Source organism: Frankia sp. AgB32 (assembly GCF_023243045.1).
GTDB lineage: Bacteria > Actinomycetota > Actinomycetes > Frankiales > Frankiaceae > Frankia.
The window spans coordinates 1-12,281 of sequence record NZ_JALKFX010000029.1 but is presented as its reverse complement, the minus strand read 5'-3'; the positions used below and the strand labels follow the sequence as shown (position 1 = coordinate 12,281).

The following is a 12,281-nucleotide window of genomic DNA, read 5'->3' as shown; positions in this document are numbered from 1 at the left end:
ACGGAAACCCGTATTCCTACGGGCCACTGACTAGGCGTACACGTAGGATCAATTCCGTCATGGCAATCCAATGAATACGTTTAGAAAATTGGGGGAGGTGACGTGGCCCGGGCCTTCGTCAGTCACGCCAGCTCCGACGGGGAGCTGGCCGACCGCGTCCACCGAACGCTGTCCGACCTGGGCCACGACGCATTCCTGGCCAGGAACATCCGGGCTGGAATCCAGCCCGGTGACGTCTGGCGGGAACGCCTGCACCAGGAACTGCGCGCCGCCGACGCGGTCATCTGCCTCCTGACCGACGCGTACAACGCCTCGCCGTGGTGCGCCTACGAGATCGGGATCGCCCACGAGGTCGGCAGTCTGCTGCTGCCGCTGCGGGCGCAGCCGGAGGTCACCTCCCCGTTGCTGGACGATCGCCAGCACGTCATCGTCGCCGGCAACGGCGGCTGGGGCGAGGACCTGGACGTCGCACTGCGGCGCGTCGACGCGTCCGGCGGGCGCGGCTGGGCCTGGGACCGCTCGCCCTTCCCGGGCCTGCGGCCGTTCAGCCGGGACATGGCCCGCGTCTTCTACGGCCGCGACGACGAGCTGCGCCGGCTGACCCACCGGTTGCGCGCGCTCAGCGACCGGCGGCTACTGCTCGTCGTCGGCGGTTCGGGCTGTGGGAAGTCCTCCCTGGTCGGCGCCGGGCTGGCCGCGCGGCTCGGCGGTGAGCCCGGCTGGCTGGTGGCCGAACCGTTCGTGCCGGGCCGCGACCCGCTGCGCAAACTCGCCCTGGCGCTGGCGAAGGCCGCGCAGCTCGCCGGCGTGCGCTGGGCGGCCGACGAGATCCACCGGCGGCTGCGGGACGAGCCCGGCGCGCTGGCCACGCTCGCGGAGGAGCTGCTCGCCGCCGCGCCCGGTCCGGTGCGGGACCGGCTGCTGCTCGTCGTCGACCAGGGCGAGGAGCTGTTCACCAGAACGCCGTCACCGGAGCGGTCCCGGTTCGCCGCCGTGCTCTCCCGCGGGCTCGACGGGCCGATCCGCGTGGTCATCGCTGTCCGCTCGGAGTTCCAGGACCAGCTGTTCGCGGTGCCCGAGCTGGGGGACGTCCATCTGCACGCGTTCCCGCTGCGTCCGCTCGCGCGGGACATGCTCCGGGTGGTGATCAGTGAGCCGGCCCGGGTCGCCGGGCTGTCGGTCGACCCGGAGCTGGTCAGCCGGATGGTCGAGGAGACCGAGGGCGGCGAGGCGCTGCCGCTGCTGGCGTTCACCCTGCACGAACTGGCCCGCGGCCAAGTCCGCGGCGGACGGCTGTCCACCGTGCGCTACGAGGAGCTCGGCGGGGTGCGCGGCGCGCTCGCCCGGCGGGCCGACGCGGTGCTCGACGACGCGGTCACCGCCGCCGGCCTGTCCCGGGAGGTGCTCCTGGCCAGCATGGCGGAGCTTGCCACCCTCGACGAGGCAGGCCGGCGCACGCGGCGCCGCATCGACTTCGAGGAACTGTCCTCCGACGCGCTGCGCACCGCGTTCGGGGTGTTCGTCGAGGAACGGCTGCTGTCCACGCCCAGCGACAGCCTGGGCGGCACCTCCGTCGGCGTCGTGCACGAGGCGTTGCTGACCGCCTGGCAGCCGCTGGACTCGGCGATCCGCGAGCGGGAGGCCGCACTGCTCACCGAGGGGCAGGTGGAACGCGCCGCCGCCCTGCACGCCCGCGGCGGCCCGCTGTGGGACGTCGACCGGCTCACCGCCGCGACCACCATCCTGTGGGGGTCCTACGACCGGTTCCGGGCGGGCGGCGAACCGGTCGTCAACCTCAACCGGGCCGGCCGGCAGTTCCTCGCCGAATGCCACCAGCACGTGGACGGCCTCGCCCGCCGCGCGCGTCGGCGTCGACGCCAGACCGTCACCGTGCTGTCCCTGCTGCTTGCCGTGGCCGTCGCCGCCGCGACGATCGCCGGCGTGCAGAACCGGTCGGCACAGCGCGCCCAGCGGGCCGCCGACCAGGCCCGGCTGGCGGCGGTCGCCCAGTCTCTGCTGGCCGCCGCGCGCGACGCCCGCCCCACCGACCGCGACCGGGCGCTGCGGTTGGGTATCGCCGCCGCGACCGTCTCGCCGGGCACCGTGGGTGAGGAGGGCCTGCTACAGAGCCTCGCGGCCGACCCGACGGGTTTCGCCAGCCCCGGCGCCCCGGTCACCGCGATCGGCTTCGCGCCGGACGGGACCCTGCTCGGCGCCGGCGGCGCGGACCAGTCGGTGACGCTGTGGTCGATCCGCAACGCCCAGCTCGTCCCGGTCGGGCGGCCGCTGCAAGGTCTGCCGGGCCCGGCGACGTCGGTGACGTTCGCCCTCGGCCACCGGCAGTTGACCGTCACCACCGCGGACGGCATCGCGCTGGTCTGGGACCTGACCGACCCGGCCCGGCCCCGGCGGCCCGGTCCGCCCACCGGTGGCTCCGCGCCACCCGACCCGCGCCTCGCCCGGTCTCCGACGGCCCTGATCGAGGCGGATGGCCGCGGCATCGCCGGGTCCGGCGACGAACCTGCCGGCGCGGCCGGTGGAACCGACGCCGACGAGGCGGGCGAGGCAGGCACCGGCGGGAGCGAGGACGGCCAGATCGAGGTGGCGACGGTCGACGGGGTGGGGGGTCGGCGCATCCTCGCCCGGGCCGGCACCGACACCGGCGCGACCCGGGCCCTGGCCTTCTCGCCCGACGGCACCCTGCTCGCCAGCGTCGACTCCGGCCCCGGGGTGCATCTGTGGAGCACCGCCGCCGCCGACCTTCCGGCCGCCTCGACCGGTGGCGGCGCGGGCTCGGCGTCGCCGGGTGTCCTGCGCGCGATCGGGCAACCGCTGGCGGGGCACACCCGGTCCGTGCTGTCCGTAGCCTTTTCCCCAGACGGCGCGCTGCTGGCCTCGGGCGGCTATGACGGGACGATCCGGCTGTGGCGGCTCGCCGCGGTCGACGCGTTTCGCCAGGGCCGGGTCATCGCCTATGCGTGCGGGATGGCCAAGGTTGGTCTGGACGCGTCGTCCTGGCGGTACTACCTGCCCGGGGTGCCCTACCGGGCGACCTGCCATTGATGATCACATGCATCGCGGTAGAGGAACCGTAGCCAGGTAACCACATAATGGCCCCAGCATCACGATCCGGCACTTTCTTGCCGCATCTGCGTTAAGTAATGCTCAAAATCTCCGCATTTAAGGAGACACGAACGGAATCGTCGCCCAGAGTACTTCCCGACCGGCCTTCGCAAGCGGACCATCACTCACATGACGTTGACCTATGGGGCACCCAGCCGCACCGAGATCCCGACCGTCCTCACGTCCCGGTTGATCCTGCGCGGCTGGCGCCCCGCGGATCTCTCCCCCTACGCGGCCATGAACGCCGACCCGGAGACGATGCGCTATCTCAACGGACCGTTCGGGCAGGTCGGCACGGAACGCCTGGTCACCCACCTGCTGGGCATGTGGATGTTGCATGGGCACGGCATGTGGGCGGTCGAGGAACGCGGCACGGGCGAGTTCCTGGGGCGCGCCGGCTCCTACGCCGCCGAGGGCTGGCCGGGGATCGATGTCGCCGTGTCCATCCGGCGGGACCGCTGGGGACACGGGCTCGGCACCGAGGCGATCCGGGCCTCGCTGGAGTTCGGCTTCGAACGGCTCCCCGTGGCCGAGCTCATCACCACCACGCACCGGGACAACGTCGGCATGAACGCGATCGCCCGCCGGCTCGGCATGACGTTTCGCGGGGTGGCGGACGTCGGCCCGTGGCGGGCGAGCAACGTCTACGCGATCAGCCGCGAGCAGTGGCAGGCGTGCGGCTCCACCCTGCCCCCCACCGGCGACCTGCTGCGGATCCACAGCCGTCAGTCCGCCCGCCGACGCACCGACGGCTTACCCTGCACCTGAAGGCATCCGCGCCCTGCCACGCCCCGAAGTCGCCATAGTCGATGGTGCAGTGGTCGGTGAAACAGGTACGGAACAGCTTCCAGTCCCGGCGGTCGATGCCGACGGTGTAACGCAACAGGACGTCGGCGATCTCGTCCCGGTCATGCCGCTCGCTCACCGTGCGTCTCCGTTCGTCAGGGGCCGCCGCGGTTCAGAGGGACCACGGTTGTCGTTCTGCATGGTTCGGCGCCCGTTTTGTCTATACCAAGCGACCACAAAGCCCCTCAGCCCCTCAGCCCCTCAGCCTCGCTGCGGGGAGTAGCGATCAAGGGTCTGGCTGCCCCTCGGCGGGACCGGGCGCGCTTCTGACCGGTGCCCGATGGGGCTCGGTGCCCGGTGTGCCCGCGCGACGGGCCCGCTGCGCTGCCGACCGGTCGCTGTGCCGGGGTCGGTGTCGGGATGCCCTCACCATGATCGGCCGGACCCGACCTAGCCGCGCGTCGCGGTCGCCTGCGGCGTGCGGTGCTCGATCCGCCCGGCGCCGGCCAGGGCGTTCTCGATCAGCCGGCTGACCGCGGCCATGCCGTCGGCGTTCGGGTGGTAGTGCACGCCGCTGGTGTGGGAGCCCTCCACCCAGCGGACGTTCGCGGCGGCGCACACGTCCCGCCCGGCGCTCGCAGCGTACGCGTCGACCAGCGGGATGCCCCGCTCCGTCGCGACCTGCCGGAGGGTCTGTTCCAGCGTGCCGCCCATCCCGGCGAGCGTGCGGGTGTCGGCGGTACTGATGACGTTGTCCGGGCAGGTGACCGGCGGGTCCGGGAAGATCCGCGGGTAGCTGACCAGGTAGACCAGCACGCCGGGCGCGGCGGTGTCGATGGCCCGCAGCAGCCGGGTGAGATTGCCGCGCAGCCTGACCGCCGCCGCAGCGGTCGCCGCCGGGCTCGGGAGCAGGGCAGCGCAGGACCGGCCCGCGGCCGTCGCGCCCGCGCACTCCGCCGTCGCGGCGGAGTAGCCCAGATCGTTGCCGCCCACCGTGATGGTCACCAGCCGGGTGTCGGGGGTGACGGCGTCGACCTGCGGTGGATGCCCCCGCTGCGGAGTCGTAAGCAGGTTCGTGGTCGTGGCACCGCTGCACGTCACGTCCGTGAGCGCGAACCCGAGCCGCTGTGCCACCAGATGCGGGTAGTTGCGGGCCGAGCGGCCGCAACCAGCCCCGATGTCGCGGCCGATACCCGGTCCGGCGGCGAAGGAACTGCCCATCGCCACGTACCGACCGCCGGTCACCCGAGAGGACCCGGAGTCCGGTGGCGTGCCCACCACCGGCTGCGACTGGGCGCCGGTCGGCCCGGCCGCCGCCGTGGGCCGCGCGCCCCCGCCACCGCCGGACCCACAGCCGGCTGCCAGGACCGCCGCGACCAGCGCCGCGACGACCAGCCGCCAGCACGGCCGTGACCGCATGCCACCACCCCTCCCGCGTGCGTCGCCCGCGTCCCGCTGGCACCTGGCCGACCACAGCCTGCCAGACCCGATCAGCTTGCCCGCCGTCAACTTCACCCCGCCACCCGCCCCCCGCGCGACCGATCGCGGCGACCGGTTTCCCCGCCCACCTCGCCAAAAGGCTCCGACCAGGGTCGGCTCACCGGCCCGCCCGACGCCGCACTGGACGCACGCGGACCGCACCGCCGGGAGGAGGGCGGTGCCCCGCCAGGAACACCGACGGCAGCGGACATGCCCGCCGAACCTCACGCCGAGTTGACATTGCTCGCGAGTTGGTGTGGCTGGGCGGGCCACGACGGTTCTACTGAACGTTCGACGTCCGATATGTCCCGCATAGAGCGACCACCGGCCCCCTCCAGAGGCTGGCCGGTCGGGTTCCGTGGAGGGGCCGGCTGCGCTGCCGACCGGTCGCTGTGCCGGGGTCGGTGTCCGGATGCCCTCACCATGACCGGCCGGACACGACCTACTAGGCCGGTTCCCAGCGCCAGACCCGTTGGTGGACGTGTGTCCCGCACAGGTGGCCGCAGGCTAACCACAGGCGTCGGTGTGCGACGGCTCGTCGTACACCGAAGTTCCACCATCGCGTTCGCGTTGCGTGACTGGCGTGCGTGGGCAGAGAAGGGCTGGCAGGCCACCGTGCACACCGGCCGGGTTACGGCGATCGAAGCGGGTAGGGCCGAAAAGCAGACGTTCGAACAGATGCGGAGGGTGCTATGCGCGCACCGGCCTACGGGCACCGGGAGGTCGAAACCAAATTCGACGTCGACTCGACCTTCGTCGTGCCGACCCTGACCGGGCTTGCCGGGATCACCTCGGCCGCCGAGCCGATCGAGGAACATCTCGAAGCCATCTACTACGACACCGACGATCTTCGGCTGGCTCGCAACAGCATCACGCTGCGTCGCCGTCAGGGCGGGCATGACGCCGGCTGGCATCTCAAGCTGCCGAGCGCCGAGGTCGGCCGCGACGAGATCAGCCGTCCGCTGGACGCGATCGAACGCGACCCCTCCGCCGAAGGGACGGTCCCCGGCGAACTCGCCGACATCGTGGCCGCCACCACCCGGGGCCGGCCGCTGGCCCCCGTCGCGCGGGTGCGAACCACCCGCCGGGCGACGACGCTGCGCGACCTCGAGGGACGGGACCTGGCCGAGGTCGCCGACGACGAGGTCCGGGCCCAGACCCTCGGTGCGTCGACGACGCTGTCCCGGTGGCGGGAGATCGAGGTCGAGGCGCTCGGCGATGATCTCGGTGTCCTGCCGGTGACCGGCAAGGCGCTGCGCCGGGCCGGGGCCAGGCCGGCGGCGGGGCCGTCCAAGCTGGCCCGCGCGCTGGGATCCCGGGCGGCCCGTCCGGAACTGCCCGTCGACGGCGCCAGGGGTGAGGCAACCACCGGGCCGGAGACCGCGGGCAAGGCCGTCCGACGCTATCTCGCGACCCACACCCGGGCCCTGCTCGCCGCGGACGCCCGGGTGCGTCTGGACGACCCCGAGTCCGTGCACGACATGCGGGTCGCGGCCCGCCGGCTGCGCAGTGCGCTGCGCACGTTCCAGCGGCTGTTCGAGCCGGCCCCGGCGGGCGCGCTGCAGGCCCGGCTGCGGGAGCTGAACCTCCTGCTCAACGCCGCCCGCGACGGCGAGGTCCAGCTTGAGCGGTTCACCGCCGGGCTGGCCGCCCTTGACGGCCGGGACGTACTGGGTCCGGTCGCCGCCCGGGTGCAGGGCCATCTGCGCTCACAGCGTCTTCGCGGCCGGGAGCAGGCCCTGGTCTGGCTGCGGGACTCGGAGTACCTGGACTTCCTCGACGAGCTGATCGCCTTCGTCGCCGAGCCGCCGTATTCGGCCCTCGGCCACCAGCCGGCCGGGTCGGTCCTGCGCTCCCCGGTCGGCAAGGCTGACCGTAAGCTGCGTCGCCGGGTCGACCACGCCCTGAGCACCCCGGCCGGAGCCGACCAGGACGCCGCCCTGCACCTCGCGCGGAAAGCCGCGAAGCAACTGCGTTATGCGAGCGAGACCGTCACACTGATCTACGGCAAGGACGCGGCGAAGCACTCCAACCGGGCCAAGAAGATCCAGAACAGTCTGGGTGAGCACCAGGACTGTGTCGTCGCCCAGAGCGTGCTTCGCGAGTTCGCGATCGCGGCGAACCACGCGGGGGAATCCTCGTTCGCCTACGGCCTGCTGCTCGGCCGCGAGCAGGAACAGGCCCGCCAGACCCGGGACGCGTTCGCCGCCCGCTGGCCGAAGCTCGCCCGCCGGCGCGACCGCCGCTGGCTGGCCTGAGGGCGGCGGCGCCTGGCCGCGGGCCGGGCGGTTTGTCGGATACCGCGGGGGGATGCGAGTTGCTTCCCCGCCGGTGCGCCCCGCGCCGGCGACGACCTGGGTATGACACCCGGGTAGGTCAAGGAAAGGAGCGAGATCATGGGGAACGACAGCCGTCGGCCGGAGGACACCGCCGCGAAGGTCTCCGCGGGCTGGCGGGATCCCGCGCGTCACGGCGGGGAGCAGGGTCCGCTTGACGATGACGTCCTCGCCGAACGGACCGAGCAGGAACGCGTCGACGCCGGCCTCCCGCACGCGGAACGCGACCGGCCGAACATCGACCGCGCTTCCTGACCGACCCGGGTTCTCCCTCGGCCGGGCCGACCGCCCTCATCCCGGGGCGTCGCCCCGGCCGGGAGGCCGCCCGACCGGAGGGGCCGGCGGCGTTGCCGGATGGTCGCTCTGTATGGCCCCGGTGTCGGGGTTGTCCCTCCAGAGCGACCGGATGCGCTTCCAGGGGTCGGGGACCCGCTCCGTCCGCATCCAGAAAGCCGAGCGACGGAACCGCCGGGCGACGCATCAAGAGACACGCAGCGTACGAAGCATTCCTCGCATCTCAGGTCATTTCGTCGACCGACGACTACTCTTCGTGTCTATCTGGTGCCGGAAGGGTACCCCCGCGAGGAGGAGTAACGATGTTTCGTCGACGACGGCTGCCACACGGGATGGTGGCACTGGCCGCTGCCGGCATGTTGGCACTGCCAGCCGCGATTGCCATGACCCCTGCGGCGGCCGCGGCACCCGAACCACACCCCCTCGCAGCGGCGTCCGGCAACGAATGGTCCTGGGGATACAACGGCCTGGGCGCCCTCGGAGACGGCACCACCGCGAACCGGTCGGTGCCCGTCAGGGTCAGCGGCCTCACCGGTCTCGACCGGGTGGTGGGGATCGCCGGGGGCAGGTACTCCGGTTATGCGGTGCGCGCGGACGGCACCGCGTGGTCATGGGGATACAACGCCTACGGACAGCTCGGTAACGGATCGACGGCGAACACCACCGTTCCCGTCCGGATCACCGGGTTGACCCAGGTCGCGGCCGTCGCCGGCGGCACCATCAACGGGTACGCGCTCCGCCGCGACGGCACCGTCTGGGCCTGGGGGTACAACAACCTCGGCCAGTTGGGTAACGGCACGACCGTCAACAGCACGGTGCCCGTCCAGGTCCCTGGCCTGAACCACATCATCGCCATCGCCGCCGGCGGCCAGTCCGGCTACGCGCTGCGTGGCGACGGGACCGTCCTGGCCTGGGGTTACAACGACGAGGGACAGCTCGGCGACGGAACGACCATTGACCGTATGACGCCCGTCCAGGTCAGCGGCCTGCGCGGGGTGCGAGCCATCGCGGGCGGCCAGGAGTCCGGCTTCGCACTGGGCTGGGACGGCGTTGTCCGAGCCTGGGGCGCGAACGACGACGGGCAGCTGGGCGACGGGACCACCACCGAGCATCTGGTGCCCGCGCCGGTCCACAACCTCACCGAAGTGATCGCCATCGCTGCCAGCAGCGAGGGCAACACCGGCTACGCCCTGCGCCGGGACGGCACCCTCTGGGCCTGGGGCCTCGGCAACACAGGACAGCTCGGAAACGGTGACGACGAGAGTTCTTCGCTGCCCGTCCAGGTCAGCGGCAGCACCGGCCTCGTCGGCGTCACCGCGATCTCCGCGGGAAGTTTCAGCGGGTACGCGACACGCTGGGACGGCACGGTGTGGTCGTGGGGAAGCAACTACTACGGGCAGTTGGGTAACGGCACCACCACGCCGCCCTACAGCCTGCGCCCGGTCCAGGTCAGCGGCGTCGTCAAGGCGGAGGCCATCGCCGGCGGCGGTTTCAGCGGCTACACGCTCCTGGGAACCTGGGACTGACCGACCTGATTTTCACGGAGGTGGCCGCCAGGCCCGGTCGACTGCGCCGGGGGCGTTAGAACGCTTTCACAAGGTCGAGTGAGACCAGAACCGAGATGACAGGATCGTGACCTGGCCCATGCTATCGGGCCAGGTCACGACCGCCAGCCTGCGGCTGGGTGCCGGATGCAAGCCGGCAGGCTGGCGAATGCCGCGACAAAGGCAGCGGATGACCGTGTCCCTAACGCGATGCGCCGACTCGCCAGGCAGCGTAGTCACGGGCGGCTCGAACCCATGAACCGTCCATGCCTTCCGTAACAGCCCGGTACGTCCACAGGCCTGCGACGAACGCCGCGAACGCGGTGGTCGATCACGTGAACCTCACCGGCGGCGCCGATGATGAACTGGTCACCGTGCAGATCGGTGTGCACAAGCCGGTCGCCCTGGACGGCCTCAGGCGCCAGCGACGCCAACCGGTCCATCCATTCGACGTCGACGCCGGTGACGACATCCGGGGCGACGTCACTGAGGCGATGCCACCAGTCCCTAACGGTCCACCGATCACGCAGGCCACGTACTTCAGGCGCCGGCAGGACGCCGATCCGGTCGAGCGTCCGTCCGACGACCGCGAGGTCGGCCGAACCGGGTGCGAGGTCGGCGGGCCGGCCGAGGACGTGCTCGAAACCGACGAGGAGCCAGGGGTCGCCGTCGGCTTCGACGTCCTCGGTAAAGATCACGGCTGGCGCGATGCCCGGGGCGAGCGTCCCGGCCGTGATCTCGTTACGCAGCCAGCGCATACGCCGGCTGATCCCGCGGACCGCTTTGACGAACACCGGCCCGGCCCCGCCGTGGACAACGGCGGCAAAGTCGTTGTTCTGCCCGCCCTGAACAGCCGTGGCGAAGTCCACCGATCCAAGGTGACGCCCAGCCGCCTCACGCACGACGACGGGAAGCGCGTCTGGAACGCCGTCCATCGCTTCGGTCCCTCCTGGCTACGGGATACGGGATCTCTCGTTCTCGTCTCCGTCCTTGCCGGACGCGAAGCAGTTCCCCTCATCCGCGCACGCCGTGCCTACCCTTTATCATCGGCGGCCACATGGGCGGTAGCGCCACGTCGGCATAATCCCCCCATGAACCGGGAAAACAGCGATGAATGGTACGTGCTCAACCTCTGCGCCGATGTGCTCGGTGAAGAGGTGTCCCGACAGCACACGTTCGACTGGCTGCTCGGCGACCCGGATCGGGCAGGCAGGCAGCGGCGGCTTCAGGTCGACGGCTACTGGTCCAAGCACCGGATCGTGGTCGAGTACCGCGAAATACAGCATGACCAGCCCGTGGCGCACTTCGACAAGCCAGACCGGCTGACCGTCAGCGGCGTGCATCGCGGGGAGCAGCGGGCTATCTACGACCGGCGACGCGATGAGCTAATCCCCGCGCATGGGCTGCGCCTGGTCGTCATCCGACCGTCCGATCTCGCGAGCACCAGCCAGGGTCGACTTCGACGAGAGCGGCCGTCCGACATCGAAGCGGTCCGCCGCATCCTTGCCGCCCGAGAGTGACGTGACCTGGTGGATCAGGTTCCGCCGCCGCGGCCAACGACGTACACGGCCAGGATCGTGAGGCAGTCGAAGCGCGTGGATCCCACCGAGGCGAGCTCTTGAAGGATCCGCAGCTGTGTCTGCTGGACGCCGCGCTCCTGGAGCTGAAGCGGATGCCGGCGGCGGCTGGTGCCGGCGAGAGTTCGGAGCCTCATACACGCATCTGCTGCGCTCGGCAGACCAGAGCGGCCGAGACGCTCGCCGCGGCTGTTCCTCACTCGACGCGACGTCCGCATCGAAGCGGAAGATCGGGCAGGGATCGCCTGACGCCCGGCCACTCCGGAAAGCCCAGGATGATCGTTGCGGAGGATGAGAGATTCGAACTCTCGAGGGGTTGCCCCCAACACGCTTTCCAAGTCTGCGGAGCTCCGTTTGCGGCCGTTCACAGTGGTCCGAGCGTGGTACGCAACCGCTGACTGACCTTCGGTGGACGAGCCCGGACGGTGGTGAACGAGACCAGAACTGAGACCGTGGTGCGGCGCCCTGACAGGAGCCGCCAAGCGATCATAGGTGGTTCGTCTGCCGATGTCCGCGGACGTCCGCTGGGGGCGGTCACGTGTTCGACCTCGTACACCGAGTCTGTGACCGTCCGCCGATGTTCGCGGGCTCGGCTGCCATCCGCTGCGGCCTGCTTGCCGTGATCTACGGCGGAGGTGCGTCAAATCTAGGTAGATATCTGAATGTTAGCGGTGTTCCGCTGAGCCTAGGAAAATTGGTAGGGCTCGTCCGCCAGCGCATCCCTAGCCGCACTCTTTCACTGCGACGATTGCGATGCACGGGCGTGCATGCTTTCCTTGTATCCAGAATTGCAATAGGGGTGGGTAAACTGGGCGTTTTGAGGGGACGCCAGGCCGCCATCCTGCTTTCTAATCTTATGATCAACCGTCATCGACCTCAGAATTCCCCTAGCGCCGCAGATGTTGCAAGTCGAAGCGGAAGCGAGTATCTCATTGAGAGCCACGAGATTCTTTGTCTGCGTCGTATAGTTTCGACCATGTATGCGATCGTCTTCCGTCATGACCCTCAGCGAGGACTTGAGGGTCGGATTTGACGTTAGGCGCTGCAAGGTTACTTCTGTCGATGAGCTATTCCAAAGGCCATCGAGAATCACTCGATACATCTCGAAGATTGGATTTACAGATTTCCGCATACTACCGAAA

General features: G+C 70.7%; 10 protein-coding genes. 6 read left to right on the top strand and 4 right to left on the bottom strand.

Going from position 1 to position 12,281, the window contains the following annotated elements:
* Positions 1-102: 102 nt before the first annotated feature.
* A complete protein-coding gene (locus MXD60_RS11405; RefSeq protein WP_248818998.1) occupies positions 103-3,063 on the top strand; it encodes an nSTAND1 domain-containing NTPase in 2,961 nt (986 codons plus the stop codon).
* A 189-nt stretch (positions 3,064-3,252) separates the two neighbouring features.
* Positions 3,253-3,891: a GNAT family N-acetyltransferase gene (locus MXD60_RS11400; RefSeq protein ID WP_248818997.1), complete on the top strand. Its 639-nt coding sequence runs from the start codon at positions 3,253-3,255 to the stop codon at positions 3,889-3,891.
* Here the strand turns inward: MXD60_RS11400 and MXD60_RS30310 are convergent.
* A complete protein-coding gene (locus tag MXD60_RS30310) occupies positions 3,776-4,048 on the bottom strand; it encodes a nuclear transport factor 2 family protein (RefSeq protein ID WP_248818996.1) in 273 nt (90 codons plus the stop codon). The two genes, MXD60_RS11400 and MXD60_RS30310, sit on opposite strands and share 116 nt — an antisense overlap.
* Positions 4,049-4,359: 311 nt before the next feature.
* The gene (locus tag MXD60_RS11390; RefSeq protein ID WP_248818995.1) at positions 4,360-5,328 is read right to left on the bottom strand and encodes an SGNH/GDSL hydrolase family protein; all 969 of its coding nucleotides are present in this window, start codon (positions 5,326-5,328) and stop codon (positions 4,360-4,362) included.
* Positions 5,329-6,080: 752 nt separating this feature from the next.
* Here MXD60_RS11390 and MXD60_RS11385 point away from each other — a divergent pair.
* The 4 genes from MXD60_RS11385 (at position 6,081) to MXD60_RS11370 (ending at position 11,082) form a co-directional block, all read left to right on the top strand.
* The gene (locus MXD60_RS11385; protein WP_248818994.1) at positions 6,081-7,646 is read left to right on the top strand and encodes a CYTH and CHAD domain-containing protein; all 1,566 of its coding nucleotides are present in this window, start codon (positions 6,081-6,083) and stop codon (positions 7,644-7,646) included.
* 138 nt (positions 7,647-7,784) lie between these two features.
* Positions 7,785-7,979 carry a hypothetical protein gene (locus MXD60_RS11380; protein WP_248818993.1) on the top strand — a complete coding sequence of 65 codons (195 nt, stop codon included), beginning with the start codon at positions 7,785-7,787 and terminating at the stop codon, positions 7,977-7,979.
* Between the two features lie 341 nt (positions 7,980-8,320).
* Complete coding sequence (locus MXD60_RS11375; RefSeq protein WP_248818992.1) at positions 8,321-9,544, top strand: RCC1-like domain-containing protein; 1,224 nt, start codon at positions 8,321-8,323, stop codon at positions 9,542-9,544.
* A 284-nt stretch (positions 9,545-9,828) separates the two neighbouring features.
* Entirely contained in the window at positions 9,829-11,082 is a 1,254-nt protein-coding gene (locus MXD60_RS11370; protein ID WP_248818991.1) for a hypothetical protein, read from the top strand.
* A gap of 14 nt (positions 11,083-11,096) precedes the next feature.
* On the opposite strand, the gene MXD60_RS11365 is transcribed toward MXD60_RS11370, so the two are convergent.
* On the bottom strand, positions 11,097-11,276 hold the full coding sequence (locus tag MXD60_RS11365) for a hypothetical protein (protein ID WP_248818990.1): 180 nt from the start codon (positions 11,274-11,276) through the stop codon (positions 11,097-11,099).
* Between the two features lie 599 nt (positions 11,277-11,875).
* On the bottom strand, positions 11,876-12,139 hold the full coding sequence (locus tag MXD60_RS29840; protein WP_368861215.1) for an HNH endonuclease signature motif containing protein: 264 nt from the start codon (positions 12,137-12,139) through the stop codon (positions 11,876-11,878).
* Positions 12,140-12,281: the final 142 nt, after the last annotated feature.